Below are 17,382 nucleotides of genomic sequence, written 5' to 3' on the forward strand. Positions count from 1 at the left end.
GCGCCCGCCGATCGCTGCCTTCACGTCAGCGCCCCGGCGTCAGCCATTGGCAAACGGCACCGCGACATAGATCTGGCTGCCCTCGCGCTCGACCAGCAGAAGCACCGATTTGCGGCCGGACTTGCCGGCTTGGGCGATCGCCTGCGTCACTTGCCTGGCGGTTTTCACCGGCGCCTGATTGACGGCAACGATGATGTCGCCGGGCTGGATGCCCGAGGCCGAGGCCGGTTTGTCGGGATTGACGCTTGCGACCAGAGCGCCATGCTGATTGGCCGCCAGGTTCAACTCCTGGCGGACATCAGGGGTGATGTCCATCAGGCCAAGCCCGATTGCCGGGACGCGCGAGCCCTGCTCGGTACTCGGCGCGCCGGACCCGTCGGTCACGGATGCGGTCTTCACATCGTCGCCGTTGAGCCCGACGTCGACGGAAATATCCATGGCCTTGCCCTTGCGCCAGATATCCAGCGTCTCCCTGGCGCCCGGCGCGACATCGGCGACGGCCCGCGACAGGTCCTTGGGATCCTTCACGTCCTGTCCGGCAAAGCTGGTGATGACGTCGCCGGTCTCGACGCCGGCCTTGGCAGCAGGGGAACCTTCATTGACCTGCGAAACCAGCGCGCCGCCAGGATGGTCGAGCCCGATGGCGCTGGCCACATCCGGCGTCACCGGCTGTATCTCGACACCGAGGTAGCCGTACTGGATGGAGCCGTCCTTCATCAGCTTGGCGACCACCTTCTGGGCCTGGTCGGACGGGATGGCGAAGCCGACGCCGACACTGCCGCCATTGGGTGAATAGATCGCCGTGTTGATGCCGACGACATTGCCGCTGACATCGACCAGCGGGCCGCCGGAATTGCCATGATTGATCGGCGCGTCGATCTGAATGAAGTCGTCGAACGGCCCGCTGTGCAGATCGCGGCCGCGCGCTGACACAATGCCCGCCGTGACCGTGGTGCCGATGCCGAACGGATTGCCGATTGCCAGCACCTGGTCGCCGGTCATCAGCCTGTCGGAATCGCCCCATTTGACGGTCGGCAAGGGCTTGTCGGATTTGATCTTGAGCACGGCGAGATCGTTCTTGGCATCGCGGCCGACGAGCTTGGCGGGAAGCTCGGTGCCGTCGTCGAGCGTTACCTTGATGGAAGAGGCGCCATCGACGACGTGATTGTTGGTGACGATGGTGCCATCGGCAGCGACGATGAAGCCCGAACCGAGCGCTTCGGCACGCGGAGCCTGCTGCGGCGGGGCCTGTGGAGCGGGTATGCCCTGGTCGCCGAAGAACTGGCGGAAATACTCGTCGAACGGCGAGTTGCCGAGAGGCATGCCGTCGTCCGCGCTTTCCGGCTGTGCCTTCATGACGGTGGTAACTGTCACCACCGCGGGCTTGTCGGCGGCCACGATGGGAGCGAACGAGCCGTTGGGTGCAGAGATGCCGGCGACAGGTGTCTGGGTTGTCGGAACGGCGTTGCTCGCACTTTGAGCGAAAGAGATGACAAAGGGAGATATGATTAGCGCAGCGCCCAGCGAGGCCGCGACGCGATGTCTGCGAATGATATCTGACATGGTCGTTTGTCCGGGCGAGAGTTGATCCTGCGCTGTGGCCGCCTCTCTTGGAAACTGGCCATCCCGCGTGTCGAGGGTCGCGATTGCCCGTCTCGCCTTGCATGGCAGCCGACCGGATCGACAGCCTGCATCTAGGGTGCGGATTGGCCCGATTTAGGGTTTTCAGGCGACCTTACGAAGATTTAATTTCCAGGCGGCGACAGGTCACAATGTCGTGGGGTGGCGGCAAGACGGTCTTCCCAGCCCCGCGGAGGGATCAGATCGCGTCGGTTCGCCCGAGATATGCTGTGGCGATGTCTTGCATGCGCTTGCCGTCGAAGCTCGGCCCGTGGCCGCCATGGCCGATGCGGATCGGGACGTCGAGCAGGCGCTGCATCGTGCGGCGATAGGCCGTTCGATCGGAGTCCGGCAGGTCGTCGATCAACGTGTCGTCGTAGATGGCGTCGCCGCTGAAGAACAGGCCATCGGCCTCGTCGAGCAGCGCGATCGAATCCGGCGAATGTCCGGGCAGGTGCAGCACGCGAAACTGACGGTCGCCGAGATCGATCACGTCGCCCTCGTCAAGGGTTCGCGTCAATGGCGCTGAGGGGATCCTGTAATCGGCTGCCTTCCAGCCCGGCGCGGGCAGTTTCGAGACGGCACCCTCAAGGTCGCGGAACATGTAGGCATAGGTCGCGGCGTCATCCATGGTCTCGAACTGCGCGGCACTCATCCTTGGCCCGGCCCGCAACGGGAACTCGTGCAGCGAGCCGACATGGTCGAGATGAATATGGGTTGCGACGACGAGCAGCGGCTTGCCGTCGGACAACTCGATCTCCGGCGCCAGCGGACAGATGCCCATGCCGGTGTCGACCAGAAGGTCGACATCGCGCCCGCGCAGATGCCAGATATTGGCGCGCACGTATTCGTGCACGAACGGCTCGGTCAGCATCGTCGTCTTCTCGTCCACGATGCTCTTGCTGAACCAGCCCGGCATCAATTGTGAGCCCGGCATCACGTATGAGCCGGCATCAGACGAACGGCTTCCCGACCTTGTATTTTTCAGGCACCAGCCGCTTGAGATAGGCCATGCCGGCCTCGGACAGCTGATTGACATCGGGCTTCATGAAATCGTCGGGCATATGGCGGGTCTTGCCGGCGACGTTCTTCAGCGGCACCTTCTTCAGCACCGTTTTGGCGCCGTCATATTGCAGCGCCACCGAGCCGCCGCCCTGTTCGGCGACGCTGACCGCAAAGGCGCCGGCATCGAATGCCTCCTGCGCGTCGACAGCGCTGATGGCGCCGACATAGCCGCGCGGCATGTAGCCGAGTGCATCGACGCGGGCCCGCTTGCCGGGCAGGCCTTCGGCCAGCGCGCGCTCGAGCGCGGCCGGCAGGTCGCTGCCCGACAGCTTGACGTTGCCGTGCGCGTCGCGCTCGAGCTTCTCCGGCGGCACCAGGCTTTCGACCAGCGCCTTGCCATCGGCGGTGCTGACACCTTCCGACACGGCGACGATACAGCGCTTGTGGCGGTCGAGCGTGGCGCGCACGTCGTCGATGAAGCCGGCCGCGGAGAACGGGCGCTCCGGCACGTAGACGAGGTGTGGGCCGCTTTCGGGGTCGAGTTGCCAGGCCGCGGCGGCGGCAGTGAGGAAGCCGGCGTGACGGCCCATGACGATGCCGACATAGATGCCGGGCAGGGCGCGGAAATCGAGGTCGACGGACAGGAAGGCGCCAGCGACGAACTCGGCCGCCGAGATGAAGCCCGGCGTGTGATCGTTCTCCTCGAGATCATTGTCGATGGTTTTCGGTGCATGGACAAAAGCGATCGTGCCGCCGGCGGCGTCGGTCAGGATCTGCTGCGTGCCGGACGTGTCATTGCCGCCGATGTAGATGAAGGCGTCGGCGCCGGCCTTCTTCAGCCCGTTCAGGATGACCTCGCAATAGGCGGCGTCCGGCTTGTCGCGCGTCGAGCCAAGGGCCGCACTTGGCGTCCCGGCGATCAGCCGCAGCCGGTCTTCCGAGATGGCGGAGAGGTCGACATAGTTGCCGTCACGTATGCCGCGCACGCCGTGAATGGAGCCCAGCACCTTGGCGCCGGGATGCCGCTTGCGGATCTCCAGCGTCGCCCCGACCACTGTCTGGTTGATGACGGCGGTCGGGCCGCCGCCCTGCGCGATAACGAAAGTTCCGGCCATTCCTGACGTCTCCCGAGCGATGAAATTCGCAGGCACATTCGCCTGTCTTTCGCCATCGCGCAACGGGAGAACCAGAGCATGATCCCGAAAAGCATGCCCCCGGCCCGAGGGTGGGAACCGGCTTTCGCCAGAGATCATGCTCGAACAGAAAGAGAAGCGGCCGCGCCGGCGGCCGGCAGGGTCACATGACGACGACCGGGTTTTTCTTGGAGACGCGGCTGTAGAGGTCGATGATGTCCTGGTTGATCAGGCGCACGCAGCCCGAAGACATCGCTTGGCCGATGCTCCACCATTCGGGCGAACCGTGGATGCGATAGCCGGTGTCCTTGCCGTCCTGATAGATATAGAGCGCCCGGGCGCCAAGCGGGTTGGTGAGACCGCCGGGCTGGCCGGCCTGCCATTTCACCAGTTCCGGCTTGCGGGCGATCATTTCGGGCGGCGGCGTCCAGGTCGGCCATTCCCTGCCGTACTGGATGTTGGCGCGGCCGGACCAGCGGAAGCCGTCCTTGCCAATGCCGACTCCGTAGCGGATGGCTTCACCGCCCGGCTGGACGAGATAGAGCATGCGCTCCTGCAGATGGACGACGATGGTGCCGGGCGCCTCGCCGGTCGTGTCGACCACGATCTGGCGGCGGAATTCCGGCTTGACCTTCAGATAGGGCACTTCCGGCACGTTGAAGCCGCCATCGGTCAGCCCCGCATACATCAGGTCGGGGCTGGTGATGTGCTTGTCAACGCTGATGCTTGGCCGGATCGGCACTGAGCCGGTGACCGTGTCGTCGAGATCCAGCACCGGCAGACCGCCGCCCGAGGTCGAGCAGCCGGCAGCGCTGAGCAAAGCCAGCGCCCCTGCGCCGGACAGGATGGCGCGACGGGAAAGATGATGATCGGTTTCGATTGCGTCGCCGTTTCGCGGCGGCGTCAGACCTTGCGGCAACTCACGCATATACCCAAACCCTACGCTGTCGGCGGGAAGCACGGTCCGGCCGGATGAAACGCATTTTCATCATTCATGGTTGATAAAGCGTGAAGGCCTTGCGCTGCCTGCGTTTGCGCATTGCCTTTCTGGCGTTTGAGCTGCCGCCCGACCGTCGACCGAAGGGCTGCTGCACAAAAAGGTCTCCGTCAGGTCATATTCCCGGCGCCGGCGCTTCCTACCCCTCCAGGCGGCTACCGAGGGGGACCCATGTGCAAGACCGTAAGAACCGACATCAAGCTTTTTGCCGCGGCCATTGTCTCGGGAGCAATCGTTCTCGGTGCCGATGTCAGCCTGGCCGATATCGTGAGCACGCTGAGCGGCGCGAACTGACACCGACCTGCCGTTGGCGAAATTAGGGAAATCGCCCTTTACATTCTCCCGCCGCCAAGGATTTATCCTCTTCTTTACGCTCAAAGGAGACGAGCATGTCCTTCGAAAACTGGGCCGCCTTCGCTGCCGCCTCGGCGATCCTTCTCATCATTCCAGGTCCGACCATCCTTCTGGTCGTGTCCTACGCGCTGGGCCAAGGCTGGCGTACCGCCTTGCCCATGGCGGTCGGCGTGGCGCTCGGCGACTTCACCGCCATGACGCTGTCGATGCTGGGCATCGGCGCGCTGCTGGCCGCTTCGGCGACCGTCTTCACCGTCCTGAAGCTGATCGGTGCCGCCTATCTGATCTATCTCGGCGTGAAACTGTTTCGCGCCGGCGGCGCGCTGAAAGCCGAACCGCGCACCGACGTGGTGTCCTCGGCCAAGATGATGGCGCATGCCTGGCTGGTCACCGCGCTCAACCCGAAAAGCATCACCTTCTTCGTCGCCTTCCTGCCGCAGTTCCTCGACCGGCATACCGATTTCTGGACGCAGATGCTGATCTTCGAGACGACCTTCCTGGCGCTCGCCTTCGCCAATGCCTTCGGCTATGCGCTGATCGCGGCGCGCGCACGCAACGTCGTGCGCAATCCCAAGGCCATCCGCATCTTCAACCGGACCGGCGGCACGCTGCTGGTCGGCGCGGGCATCGCCACGGTGGCGATGCGTTCGGGCAATTAGGGACAATGGAGAAATTTCGGCTTCACCATTTGACGCTGAAGCCGAGATTGCCCTGGAAAATGTACCGGTTGGCGAGTCTGTGGCCCATGCTTTAGGATCGCCTTGGGCCGAAGGATCGAGGCTCATCGCAAGCCGATCAAAGGACATTGCATGGCCATCAGGGACGCATTGGATCTAACACTTTCGGGCGCAACGGAGGCGGGGTTCACGCCCTACAGCCAGGCCGTGCGTGAACTGCTGTGCTTCATCGGCGATCCCGTCGCCTCCATCGACCGTGCCATATCGGCGGATCCCGGTTTCGTCATGGCGCATGTCTTCAAGGGCTATCTCTTCGGCCTCGCCACCGAGCGCGACGCGACGGCGGTTGCCAGGGCTTGCCACGAGGCGGCGCTGCCGCTCGCCGCGACGACGCGCGAAGAGGCGCATGTCTTGGCCCTCGGCCACCTCGCCAACGGGCGCTGGCATGACGCCGCCAGGATTCTCGAGGATATCGCCATCGAGACCCCGCTCGACGCGCTGGCGCTGCAGGTCGGGCACCAGATCGACTTCTTCACAGGCAATGCGCGCATGTTGCGTGACCGCATCGCCCGCGCTTTGCCGTCCTGGCAGAGCGATATGCCCGGTTATCATGGCATTCTCGGCATGCAGGCCTTCGGGCTGGAGGAAATGGGCGACTACATCAGGGCCGAAAAGCTTGGCCGCGCGGCGGTCGAGATCGAGCCGCGCGACGGCTGGGCGCAGCATGCGGTCGCGCATGTCATGGAAATGCAAAGCCGGCAAAGGGACGGCATCGCCTGGATGCGCGCCAATCCTGAGGCCTGGACAAGGGAGAGCTTCCTGCAGGTGCACAATTGGTGGCACCTGGCGCTGTTCCACTACGATCTAGGTGAGACCGACCAGGTGCTGGCGCTCTATGATGGACCGATCTATGGCACGCCATCGGCCATGGCGCTGAACATGGTCGATGCGTCGGCGATCCTGTGGCGGCTGCATCTCGGCGGCATCGATGTCGGTGACCGCTGGACGGCGCTCGCCGCCAATTGGCCCAAGGCCGGCGCCGGCGATTATGCCTTCAACGATGCGCATGCGATGATGGCCTTCGTTGGCGCCGGGCTCGACACCCCGGCGCGGACCTTGCTCGAGGCGCAGCGCGAGGCGATGCATGGCAGCGGCGACAACGTCGCCTTCACGCGGGATGTCGGCCATCCGCTGACGCTGGCAATCAAGGCATTCGGCGAGGCCAACTACACCGAGACCGTGCAGTTGATACGGCCGATCCGGGCGATCGCCAACCGCTTCGGCGGCAGCCACGCACAGCGCGACGTCATTGACCTGACGCTGATCGAAGCGGCTTTGCGGGCCGGCGACGGCGCGCTCGCCAGGGCGCTCACGGCCGAGCGTTCGATGGCGCGGCCGGACAGTCCGCTGTCAGTGCTACTTTCGCGGCGCGCCGCCGATTTGTCAGAGAATTGACCCGAAGCGGATCTTGTCTTAAAAACTGGCCAAGCCAGATTTTTTCGAGATCCGAAAAAATTAGTGGCATGGGAGGAAATCATGTATCTCGGCCTCGATCTCGGGACATCGGGCGTCAAGGCGCTGCTGATTGATGCCGGGCAGACTGTCATCGGCTCCGGTCACGCATCGCTCGACGTGTCGCGGCCGCATCCGGGCTGGTCGGAACAGGATCCGTCTCACTGGATACGCGCTTGCGAAGAAGCAATTGCCGAACTGAAGGCTTCCCACCCAAGCCAGCTCGCCGCGGTGAAGGGCATCGGCCTGTCGGGACAGATGCATGGCGCGACCTTGCTCGATTCCGCCGACGAGGTGCTGCGGCCCTGCATCCTGTGGAACGACACGCGCAGCCATGCCGAGGCGGCGGCGCTGGACGCCGACCCGCGCTTTCGCCAGCTGACCGGCAACATCGTCTTTCCAGGCTTCACCGCGCCGAAACTTGCCTGGGTGAAGAACAACGAGCCCGCGGTCTTCGCCAAGGTCGCAAAAGTGCTGCTGCCCAAGGATTTCCTTCGGCTCTGGCTTTCGGGTGAGTACATTTCGGAAATGTCGGATTCGGCCGGCACCTCCTGGCTCGATGTCGGCAAGCGGCGCTGGAGTGCGGACCTGCTCGCGGCGACATCGCTCGACGAGAAGCAGATGCCGTCGCTGGTCGAGGGCACACAGAAGGCCGGAGCCCTGCGCAGCGAACTGGCCTCGAAATGGGGCATGCAGGCCGGCATCCCGATCGCCGGCGGCGCCGGCGACAATGCGGCCTCCGCCTGTGGCATGGGCACGGTCGGTGCAGGCCACGCCTTTGTCTCGCTCGGCACATCGGGTGTGCTGTTTGCCGCCAATGCTTCCTATCTGCCCAACCCGGCCAGCGCCGTCCACACCTTCTGCCATGCGCTTCCGAACACCTGGCATCAGATGGGCGTCATCCTGTCGGCGACCGATTCGCTGAACTGGCTGGCGGAGATCACGGGCAAAGGCGCAGGCGAACTGACCGCCGAACTCGGCGATACGCTGAAGGCGCCGAGCGGCGTGTCCTTCCTGCCCTATCTGTCGGGCGAGCGCACGCCCTACAATGATGCCGCCATCCGCGGCGCGTTCACCGGATTGGCGCATGAATCGAGCCGCGTGGTGCTGACGCAGGCCGTGCTCGAAGGCGTCGCCTTTGCCTTCCGCGACAGTCTCGAAGCCCTGGCCACAGCCGGGACGACCTTGACCCGGGTGACGGCGATCGGCGGCGGTTCGCGTTCGCGCTACTGGCTGAAAGCGATCGCCACTGCGCTTGGCCTGCCCGTCGATATTCCCGCCGATGGCGATTTCGGCGCCGCCTTCGGCGCGGCGCGGCTTGGCCTGCTCGCGGCGACGGGTGCCGATCCGCTCAGCATCTGCACGGCACCCAGGACGGATGCAACCATCGAACCGGATGTGGCACTCGGCGGCGTCTATGCCGATGCCTATCAGCGCTACCGGGCGCTGTATCCGGCGATCAAGGTGGCCACGGCGTGACTGCGTTCTCGCCCACGCCGCGGTCTGCCAGGGCGGCGTTATTGCGCCGGCACCTTGTCGAGAAAGCCGGTGACGTTCTTCAGGCGGCCGTTCTCGATGACGCCGATGTCAGTGCCTTCGATGATGGAGGGAGTGCCTTCCGGGCCGAGGTTCCACGAGAAGCGGATGGTGTCGGCAAAACCGTCCGGCGTGCCCTTCAGCGAGAACCGGAAGCCGGCAAAGCGCTGCTGCACGCCGTCGATCAGAGCCGCGACGCCTGCATGGCCGTCGCCCTGCATCAGCGGGTCGCGATAGCTGACGTCTTCGGTGAAGGTCGCCTTGAGCAACTCGGCCCGGCGGTCCGCGTCGCTCTCGTTCCAGGCGCTGATGTAGCCTTCGGCGATCTTGATGAGGTCGGTCATGGTCTGTCTCCTTCGTTTGACGGTTTTGACATGAGCCTTTTCGACCAGCGGAAGAACGAAACCAATTACGCCTGAGGTAATCAGGGCGAACTATTCGAGAGAGGACAAAGATCATGAGCAGCGGATTTTTCGGCGACATCAAAGAGATCAAGTATGAGGGGCCGGATTCGACCAATCCGCTGGCCTACCGGTTCTACAATCCCGACGAGGTGGTGGCCGGCAAGCGGCTGGAAGACCATCTGCGTTTCGCCGTCGCCTACTGGCATTCCTTCGCCTGGCCGGGCGGCGACCCGTTCGGTGGCCAGACCTTCGACCGTCCGTGGTTCCCGAAAGCGGGTGGCGTCGACACGATGGAACTGGCGAAGCTCAAGGCCGATGTCGCCTTCGAAATGTTCTCGCTGCTCGGCGCGCCCTATTTCTGCTTCCACGACGCCGATGTGCGACCCGAGGGCAAGGACTTTTCCGAAAGTGCGGCACGCCTCGACGAGATCGCGGACTATTTCGCCACCAAGATGAAGCAGACCGGCGTCAAGCTCTTGTGGGGCACGGCGAACCTGTTCTCCAATCGCCGCTTCATGTCGGGCGCCGCAACCAATCCCGATCCGGACGTCTTTGCCTATGCGGCGGCGACGGTGAAAAGCTGCATCGACGTCACCAAGCGGCTGAAGGGCGAGAATTACGTGCTGTGGGGTGGCCGCGAGGGCTATGAGACACTGCTCAACACCGACCTTGCCCGCGAGCAGGAACAGGCCGGCCGCTTCCTCAGCCTGGTCGTCGACTACAAGCATAAGATAGGCTTCAAGGGCACGATCCTGATCGAGCCGAAGCCGCAGGAGCCGACCAAGCACCAGTACGACTATGATGTCGCGACGGTCTATGGCTTCCTCAAGCGCTTCGGGCTGGAGAAGGAGGTCAAGGTCAACATCGAGCAGGGCCACGCCATCCTGGCCGGCCATTCCTTCGAGCACGAGCTGGCGCTGGCCAATGCGCTCGGAATTTTCGGTTCGATCGACATGAACCGCAACGACTACCAGTCGGGCTGGGACACCGACCAGTTCCCCAACAACGTGCCGGAAATGGCATTGGCCTATTACCAGGTCCTGCAGGCCGGCGGCTTCAAGACTGGTGGCACCAATTTCGACGCCAAGCTGCGGCGCCAGTCGCTCGACCCCCAGGATCTGCTGATCGGCCACATCGGCGGCATGGATTCGTGCGCGCGCGGCCTGAAAGCCGCAGCCCGCATGGTCGAGGACAAGGCGCTGTCCGCACCTCTGGCAGAGCGCTACGCCGGCTGGAACACGGCCGAGGGCAAGGCGATGCTTGCGGGCAAGCGCACGCTGGAAGAGATCGCCGAGCGCGTCGTCAAGAAGAAGATCGAGCCGCAGCCAAGGTCCGGCCGCCAGGAACTGCTGGAAAACATCGTCAACCGGTACGTGTGAAGCCTGATCTCTGGACCGACATCCACCACCTCTGGCTGAAAGCAGCCGTGGTCGCCTTCTGCTAGTCACGGATCTTTGTTGGCCTGTGCGAGTTCAAGGTGCCGCGCCGCCGAAAAGGCGACGCGGCGGCTGGCAGGAGGAGGAGATGGCAGAGGATCGAATCATCGTGCGCCGGGCGCAGGCAACCGACATCCCGGCGTTGAAGCAGGTGCTGCAGGAAACATTCCAAGGCACCTGGCTGCCAAACATCACCGAGAAATCGGCGCAGCGCTACGTCGAATTGGATACTGGCGGGCGCTACGTCGACCAGAGCTGGCCGGAATTTGCCGTTGCCGAGATCGATGGCGACGTCGCAGGCCTGATCCATTGGAGTGCGGACTTCATCGAAGCCCTGCACGTCATGGCGTCGCGCCAAGGGCAAGGCGTCGGCCGCAAGCTGCTTTCCCATGCCGAACAGGCGATTGGCGCCGCCGGATTTGCGCAGGCGCGGCTGGAAACCGACACGTTCAACCTGCGCAGCCAGACGCTCTACAAAGCGGTTGGCTATGTCGAGAAAGATCGCTACCCCGACGACGAATGGGACAGTGGCTTCACCACCGTGCTGTTCGAGAAGCGGCTGTAGAGGTCTCCGACCTGGCCTGGCCAGACGCGGGAACGACTTTGCGCAAGGCTGGCTCCGACGACACGGTTCTGCCCTCTACCGCCCTTCAATGACCTCGCTCTTGCCTTCAAACTGCCGTCACGTATCTCGTATAAGACTGGCTCGTGGCGGGAAGGAAGAAGGAGGCGAACCGATATGCAGAACGAACGTGAAATCGACGCCCTGCTCTCACCTGGCGAGGCCGGATCGATCATCGACCGGCTGATGGCAATGCCGCATCCGAAAGACGGCACGCATCGCACAAACGAATGGGATCGCGCGGTTGCTGCGCGACTTGAAACAGTGCTGGCCAAGAGCATGCGCTCGCGCATTGTCCACGAAGGCCGCGATGTAGCTTGAAGGTCCCTGTGGTTTGACGAACGAAGCCTGTTTCGTCATCCTTCACCGATGGTACGCGCGGTGCTTCTGGACCTTTTGGGTGTCGTCTACAATGGCGACACCCCGATAGCGGGCGCTGTCTCGGCAATCGATCGCCTGCGCAATGCGGGCTTGCCGCTCCGCTTTGTCAGCAACACAACTCGCTCAACACACAAGGCAATCATCGCGCAACTTACCGCCCTCGGCGTCGAGGTTGGAGAAGAGGAATTGCTGACGCCGGCGCGTGCCGCCGTCGAATGGCTGCGCAGGCACGGCCTCACACCGCATCTGCTCGTCCATCCCAACCTGGAGCCTGAGTTTTCCGGACTGGGCGGCGCAAATGGGCGGGCCGTCATCGTCGGAGATGCAGGCGAAGCCTTCGATCATGCCAGGCTCAACCGGGCGTTCCGCGAGCTGGTGGCCGGCGCTGATTTTGTGGCGCTCGCCACCAATCGCACCTTCAAGGATGCAGACGGTCTGCTTAGCCTCGACACAGGCGCCTTCGTTGCCGCCCTCGAATTCGCCAGTGGCCGAAGCCCTGTCGTGCTCGGCAAGCCGTCACCGGACTTCTTTCTTTCGGCGCTTGCCAATATGAACTGCTCGGCCGCCGATGCGGTCATGGTCGGCGACGATGCCGAGAGCGATGTCGCCGGCGCGCTGCGCGCCGGGCTTGGTGCGGCGCTGCTTGTGCGGACAGGCAAGTATCGCCCAAACGACGAAACACGTTTCAATCCGGCGCCCACGGCGGTGGTAGATGACCTCGCCGCCGCGACCGACTGGATACTCACCAACCGCGCCGTACTCTGACTGGCGCTTCGCCGAAAGCCCGTGAAAACGCCCTCGAAAACGCCGCAGCGGACGAAAATCCGGTCCGCCCGGCAATATCGGCCATCGCCACCCGGGTGTCGACCACCAGCCGGCGCGCCGCCCCCAGCCGAAGCCTGAGATAGTAGGCGCCCGGCGTCTCGCCGATCGACTTGCGGAAAATGCTTTCCAGGGTTCTCGCCGTCACGCCGGCGCGCTTGGCCACCGCTTCTATGGTCAGCGGCTGGTCGACATGCGATTCCATCAGTCGGATGGCTTGCGCCAGCCGTGGATCGTAGCCATCGAGCCGGCCGAGCGAGACCAACGGCTGGGCATCTGTGGCGGCGCGTGCCTGGTCGTAGATGAAGACGCTGGCGACATCGAGCGCCACCGCCATGCCAAGGCGCGTGCGAATGAGATGCAGCATCAGGTCGAAGGTCGGCGACGCGCCGCCAGAGGTGAAGACCGGTCCGTCGATGACATAACGGTCGGGGCGGACATCGACGCCGGGAAAGGCCGACGAAAAGTCCTCCATATCCTCCCAGTGGGTGGTGGCGCTGCGCCCTTCCAGCAGGCCGGCGCGCGCCACCAGCCAGGTGCCGGCCTCGACGCCGCCGCAGGCCCGCGCTGCCCGTGCCGCCCGGCGCAAGCCTGAAAGCAGAGCCGACGTTGCGTAGTTCTGGGTGCCGAAGCCGGCGACGACGACAAGCACGTCGGTTGGATCGGCCGCGTCGAAGCGGCCACTGACCGCCACCGGCAAGCCGCACGTGGTGACTGGAGCCTCGCCAGTAACCGAGACCAGCTTGAAATCGAAGAGGGTCTCGCCAGAGATGCGGTTGGCGGCGCGCAGGGGATCGACGGCCGACGCGACGCACATGATCGACGAGCCGGAAAACACCAGCAGCGTCACCTTGAGCGGCAGGCGCTCTGCGCGAAAGATGTCTGGTTTTTCGCTTTTTATCATATGCCCTTCGTAAAAGGCAAAACAGTTTCCGGCAAGTCAGGCAATGTTGGTTGGTTCTTATGCATGTCGGTGTCCCGAGGCCGGTTGCCACTTTTGGGCGGCATGCATGGTTGTTTCGATTGGGAGGAGAATTCGATGCCGCTCGCGATGAACCGTGAGGTCTTCATTACCTGTGCCGTGACCGGGTCCGGTGGCTCGCAGGACCGCAGCCCGCATGTGCCGCGCTCGCCCAAGCAGATCGCCGATTCGGCCATCGATGCGGCCAAGGCGGGTGCCGCGATCGTGCATTGCCATGTGCGCGACCCCGAAACAGGCAAACCTCGTCGCGACGTGCATCTCTACCGCGAAGTGACCGAGCGCATCCGCGCGGCAAACGTCGACGTCATCCTGAACCTGACCGCCGGCATGGGCGGCGACATGGTGTTCGGTTCCCCCGAAGCACCGCTGCCTTTGAATGAAAAAGGCACCGACATGGGCGGCGCCACCAACCGCATGGAACATGTGCGCCAGTGCCTGCCGGAAATCTGCACGCTCGACTGCGGCACCATGAATTTCGCAGAGGCCGACTATGTCATGACCAACACGCCCGGCATGCTGCGCGCCATGGGAGGCATGATGACGGCGCTCGGCGTCAAGCCGGAAATCGAGGCCTTCGACACCGGTCATCTGTGGTTCGCCAAGCAGCTGGTCGAGGAAAAGGTGCTGAACCCGGATGCCCTGGTGCAGCTCTGCATGGGCGTGCCGTGGGGTGCGCCTGACGACCTCAACACCTTCATGGCCATGGTCAACAATGTGCCGTCGACCTGGAACTGGTCGGCCTTTGCCATCGGCCGCAACCAGATGGCCTATGTAGCCGCAGCGGTGCTTGCCGGCGGCAATGTCCGCGTCGGGCTGGAAGACAATCTGTGGCTCGACAAGGGCGTGCTGGCAACCAATGCGCAGCTGGTCGAGCGCGCCGCCAGTATCGTCACCAATCTGGGCGCCAGCATCCTCGGGCCCGAAGAAGTGCGCAAGAAGCTGAACCTGACCAAGCGGGCGCCGATCGCGGCATAACTCAATCGCGGGGAGGTCGGCATGACTACCGTCAAGTTCACGGCGATGAAGGATGGCGACAGGCAAGACTACGAGTTCCTGACCGCGCATGAGATCGACTATGCAGCGAAGACCGGCGAGCGCCTGCTCGACGCGCTGGTCCAGCTCGATGAAGGCCTGTCGGGCTACAAGATCACGCGGCTCGGCCATTCGCTGCAGGCGGCGACGCGCGCCTGGCGCGACGGCGCCGACACCGACTGGATCGCCTGCGCGCTGCTGCACGACATCGGCGACATCTACGCGCCCTACAATCACGACGAATACGCCGCTTCGATCCTGAAACCGTTCGTGCGCGAGCAATGCACATGGGTGGTGGAGAAGCATGGCGACTTCCAGCGGCTCTACTATGCCCATCATCTTGGCGGCGACCGCCACGCCCGCGACCGCTTCGCCGGCCACGCCTATTTCGACGATTGCGATGCGTTTTGCGAACGCTGGGACCAGTCGAGCTTCGACCCCGACTATGACACGCTGCCGATCGAATTCTTCCGGCCCTTCGTGCTCGAAGTCTTTGCCCGCAAGGCCTACGACGCTTCCGTGATCCGCGCCGGCGAGCGCGTGCCCCTCCTCGATCCCGAAACTGCCACCAAGAGAACCGGAGCCCCAGCATGAGCATCATCAACAAGGCGGCCGCCATCGGCGGCGGTGTCATCGGCGCCGGCTGGGTGGCGCGCCTGCTGCTCAACGGCATTGACGTTTCGATCTTCGATCCCGATCCGGAGGCGTCGCGCAAGGTCAGCGAAGTGATGAAGGGTGCGCGCCGTGCCTACAAGCAGATGGTGCCCGGCGGCCTGCCGAAAGAGGGCCGACTGACCTTTGCCAAGACCATCGCCGAGGCGGTCGCCGACGCAGATTTCATCCAGGAAAGCGTGCCGGAACGGCTCGACCTCAAGCACCGCGTGCTGGCCGAGATCGATGCCCATGCCCCTGCCAACGCCATTGTTGGCTCCTCCACCTCCGGCATCAAGCCGACCGACATGCAGGTGGCGATGAAGAAGCACCCTGAGCGGCTGGTCGTCGGCCATCCGTTCAACCCGGTCTATCTGCTGCCGCTGGTCGAGATCGTCGGCGGCGAGCAGACCTTTCCCGAAGCAATCGAAGTCGCCAAGGAGATCTACGCCTCGATCGGCATGAAGCCTGTCGTCATTCGCAAGGAGATCGAGGCTTTCGTCGGTGACCGCCTGCTCGAAGCGGCATGGCGCGAGGCGCTGTGGCTGATCAAGGACGGCATTTGCACCGTTGAGGAACTCGACGACATCATGCGCTATGGCTTCGGCCTGCGCTGGGCGCAGATGGGCATGTTCCAGGTCTATCGCGTCGCCGGCGGCGAGGCCGGCATGCGCCACTTCATGGCGCAGTTCGGCCCGTGCCTCAAGTGGCCGTGGACCAAGCTGATGGACGTGCCAGAGTTCAACGACGAATTGGTCGAACTGATCGCAACGCAGTCGGACGACCAGGCGCATGGGCTGTCGATCCGCGAGCTGGAAAAGATCCGCGACGACAATCTGGTCGCGATCATGGACGCGCTGTCGAAGCAGAACAAAGGCAAGGGCTGGGGCGCTGGCGCCTTGCACAAGGACTATACCAAGCAGTTGGCCAAGCTGGCGGCGAAGAAGCCGACCGCCTCCAAGGCGGCAGAGAAGGCCAAGGCAAGCAAGCCGAAGAAAAAGACCGGCAAGAAGAAGGGCTGACCCCATGGATTTCGGGCTGTCGGAGGAACAGAAGCTCATCGTCGAGACGACGCGAGCCTTCGTCGAAAACGAGCTTTATCCGCATGAGCGCGAGGTCGAGCGCACCGGAGTGCTGCGCCGCGAACTGATCGAGGAGATCAAAGTCAAGGCGATCGAAGCCGGGCTCTATGCTGCCAACATGCCGGCGGATGTCGGTGGCGCCGGGCTCGATACGGTGACCTGGCTGCTTTATGAAAAGGAGCTCGGCCGCGCCAACTATGCCCTGCATTGGACCTGCGTGGCGCGCCCTTCCAACATCCTTTTGGCCGGCACGCCGGAGCAGCGCGAAAAATATCTGTTCCCTTGCATCCGTGGCGAGAAATGGGACTGCCTGGCGATGACCGAGCCGGGCGCCGGTTCCGATCTGCGCGGCATGAAGGCGACCGCGGTGCAGGATGGCGACGACTGGGTGCTGAACGGCACCAAGCACTTCATCAGCCATGCCGATCTCGCCGATTTCGCCATCGTCTTCATGGCCTCGGGCGAAGAGGATTCGCCGCGCGGCAAGCGCAAGAAGATCACCGCCTTCTTCGTCGACAAGGGTACCAAGGGCTTTGCCGTGCGCGACGGCTATCGCAACGTCTCGCATCGCGGCTACACCAACGCCATCCTCGAATTCGATGATTGCCGGCTTCCGGCAAGCCAGGTGCTCGGCGAAATCCACAAGGGATTTGACGTCGCCAATTCCTGGCTCGGTGCCACCCGGCTGCAGGTCGGCGCCACCTGCCTCGGCCGCGCCGAGCGGGCGCTGGGCCATGCTGTCGAATATGCCGCCCAGCGCCAGCAGTTCGGCCAGCAGATCGGCAAGTTCCAGGGCGTGTCGTTCAAGCTTGCCGACATGGCGACGGAACTGAAGGCGGCTGACCTGATGGTGTTCGAAGCCGGCTGGAAGTACGATCAGGGCACCGTCACCGATCAGGACATGGCCATGGCCAAACTGAAGGCCACCGAAATGCTTGCTTTCGTCGCCGACGAAGCGATCCAGATCCATGGCGGCATGGGGCTGATGGACGACCTGCCGCTGGAGCGTATCTGGCGCGACGCGCGCGTCGAGCGTATCTGGGAAGGCACGTCCGAGATCCAGCGCCACATCATTTCACGGGCGCTGCTGCGCCCGTTTGGAGCCTGAGCATGATCGCGAAAAGTGGTATCCGGTT

General features: G+C 63.8%; 18 protein-coding genes. 12 read left to right on the top strand and 6 right to left on the bottom strand.

Features of this window, described 5'->3' with window-relative positions:
- Nucleotides 1–39: 39 nt before the first annotated feature.
- The 4 genes from AC1DZP_RS11715 to AC1DZP_RS11730 all read right to left on the bottom strand — a co-directional run bounded on the left by AC1DZP_RS11715 (nucleotide 40) and on the right by AC1DZP_RS11730 (nucleotide 4,686).
- Nucleotides 40–1,563, bottom strand: coding sequence for a DegQ family serine endoprotease (locus tag AC1DZP_RS11715; RefSeq protein WP_477302440.1), 1,524 nt, complete (start codon nucleotides 1,561–1,563; stop codon nucleotides 40–42).
- 256 nt (nucleotides 1,564–1,819) lie between these two features.
- Complete coding sequence (locus AC1DZP_RS11720; protein WP_457151092.1) at nucleotides 1,820–2,539, bottom strand: MBL fold metallo-hydrolase; 720 nt, start codon at nucleotides 2,537–2,539, stop codon at nucleotides 1,820–1,822.
- A gap of 34 nt (nucleotides 2,540–2,573) precedes the next feature.
- Nucleotides 2,574–3,740 carry a diphosphate--fructose-6-phosphate 1-phosphotransferase gene (locus AC1DZP_RS11725; RefSeq protein WP_477302442.1) on the bottom strand — a complete coding sequence of 389 codons (1,167 nt, stop codon included), beginning with the start codon at nucleotides 3,738–3,740 and terminating at the stop codon, nucleotides 2,574–2,576.
- Nucleotides 3,741–3,921: 181 nt separating this feature from the next.
- Nucleotides 3,922–4,686 carry a L,D-transpeptidase gene (locus AC1DZP_RS11730; protein WP_477302444.1) on the bottom strand — a complete coding sequence of 255 codons (765 nt, stop codon included), beginning with the start codon at nucleotides 4,684–4,686 and terminating at the stop codon, nucleotides 3,922–3,924.
- 240 nt (nucleotides 4,687–4,926) lie between these two features.
- On the opposite strand from AC1DZP_RS11730, the gene AC1DZP_RS11735 reads away from it, so the two are divergent.
- From AC1DZP_RS11735 to xylB, 4 genes are all read left to right on the top strand, one after another.
- Nucleotides 4,927–5,049: a hypothetical protein gene (locus tag AC1DZP_RS11735; RefSeq protein ID WP_477302446.1), complete on the top strand. Its 123-nt coding sequence runs from the start codon at nucleotides 4,927–4,929 to the stop codon at nucleotides 5,047–5,049.
- 95 nt (nucleotides 5,050–5,144) lie between these two features.
- Entirely contained in the window at nucleotides 5,145–5,768 is a 624-nt protein-coding gene (locus AC1DZP_RS11740; protein ID WP_477302448.1) for a LysE family translocator, read from the top strand.
- Nucleotides 5,769–5,918: 150 nt separating this feature from the next.
- On the top strand, nucleotides 5,919–7,241 hold the full coding sequence (locus AC1DZP_RS11745) for a tetratricopeptide repeat protein (protein ID WP_477302450.1): 1,323 nt from the start codon (nucleotides 5,919–5,921) through the stop codon (nucleotides 7,239–7,241).
- 81 nt (nucleotides 7,242–7,322) lie between these two features.
- The gene (gene xylB, locus AC1DZP_RS11750; protein ID WP_477302452.1) at nucleotides 7,323–8,777 is read left to right on the top strand and encodes a xylulokinase; all 1,455 of its coding nucleotides are present in this window, start codon (nucleotides 7,323–7,325) and stop codon (nucleotides 8,775–8,777) included.
- A 38-nt stretch (nucleotides 8,778–8,815) separates the two neighbouring features.
- Here xylB and AC1DZP_RS11755 read toward each other — a convergent pair whose 3' ends face one another.
- A complete protein-coding gene (locus tag AC1DZP_RS11755) occupies nucleotides 8,816–9,178 on the bottom strand; it encodes a nuclear transport factor 2 family protein (RefSeq protein ID WP_457151082.1) in 363 nt (120 codons plus the stop codon).
- A gap of 113 nt (nucleotides 9,179–9,291) precedes the next feature.
- On the opposite strand from AC1DZP_RS11755, the gene xylA reads away from it, so the two are divergent.
- The 4 genes from xylA to AC1DZP_RS11775 all read left to right on the top strand — a co-directional run bounded on the left by xylA (nucleotide 9,292) and on the right by AC1DZP_RS11775 (nucleotide 12,442).
- Complete coding sequence (gene xylA, locus AC1DZP_RS11760; protein ID WP_477302454.1) at nucleotides 9,292–10,617, top strand: xylose isomerase; 1,326 nt, start codon at nucleotides 9,292–9,294, stop codon at nucleotides 10,615–10,617.
- 145 nt (nucleotides 10,618–10,762) lie between these two features.
- Nucleotides 10,763–11,239, top strand: coding sequence for an N-acetyltransferase family protein (locus AC1DZP_RS11765; protein WP_477302456.1), 477 nt, complete (start codon nucleotides 10,763–10,765; stop codon nucleotides 11,237–11,239).
- Between the two features lie 174 nt (nucleotides 11,240–11,413).
- Nucleotides 11,414–11,617 (top strand): hypothetical protein, encoded by a 204-nt coding sequence (locus AC1DZP_RS11770; protein ID WP_477302458.1) that lies wholly within the window; start codon nucleotides 11,414–11,416, stop codon nucleotides 11,615–11,617.
- Nucleotides 11,618–11,677: 60 nt separating this feature from the next.
- Nucleotides 11,678–12,442, top strand: a complete 765-nt coding sequence (locus AC1DZP_RS11775) for a TIGR01458 family HAD-type hydrolase (RefSeq protein WP_477302460.1) — start codon at nucleotides 11,678–11,680, stop codon at nucleotides 12,440–12,442.
- Here the strand turns inward: AC1DZP_RS11775 and AC1DZP_RS11780 are convergent.
- Entirely contained in the window at nucleotides 12,420–13,403 is a 984-nt protein-coding gene (locus tag AC1DZP_RS11780; protein ID WP_477302462.1) for a GlxA family transcriptional regulator, read from the bottom strand. The two genes, AC1DZP_RS11775 and AC1DZP_RS11780, sit on opposite strands and share 23 nt — an antisense overlap.
- 135 nt (nucleotides 13,404–13,538) lie before the next feature.
- Between AC1DZP_RS11780 and bcoG the strand changes: the two genes are divergently transcribed.
- Genes bcoG through AC1DZP_RS11800 form a run of 4 tightly spaced genes read left to right on the top strand, consistent with a single transcriptional unit; the run spans nucleotide 13,539 to nucleotide 17,354 of the window.
- Entirely contained in the window at nucleotides 13,539–14,456 is a 918-nt protein-coding gene (bcoG, locus tag AC1DZP_RS11785) for a 3-dehydrocarnitine:acetyl-CoA trimethylamine transferase BcoG (protein WP_477302464.1), read from the top strand.
- A gap of 21 nt (nucleotides 14,457–14,477) precedes the next feature.
- Nucleotides 14,478–15,107 (top strand): HD domain-containing protein, encoded by a 630-nt coding sequence (locus AC1DZP_RS11790; protein ID WP_477302466.1) that lies wholly within the window; start codon nucleotides 14,478–14,480, stop codon nucleotides 15,105–15,107.
- Complete coding sequence (locus tag AC1DZP_RS11795) at nucleotides 15,104–16,186, top strand: carnitine 3-dehydrogenase (RefSeq protein ID WP_477302468.1); 1,083 nt, start codon at nucleotides 15,104–15,106, stop codon at nucleotides 16,184–16,186. The genes AC1DZP_RS11790 and AC1DZP_RS11795 overlap by 4 nt, the downstream gene beginning before the upstream one ends.
- 4 nt (nucleotides 16,187–16,190) lie before the next feature.
- Nucleotides 16,191–17,354 (top strand): acyl-CoA dehydrogenase family protein, encoded by a 1,164-nt coding sequence (locus AC1DZP_RS11800; RefSeq protein WP_477302470.1) that lies wholly within the window; start codon nucleotides 16,191–16,193, stop codon nucleotides 17,352–17,354.
- Nucleotides 17,355–17,382 lie beyond the last annotated feature (28 nt).

The organism is Mesorhizobium sp. P2_F8 (assembly GCF_056403655.1).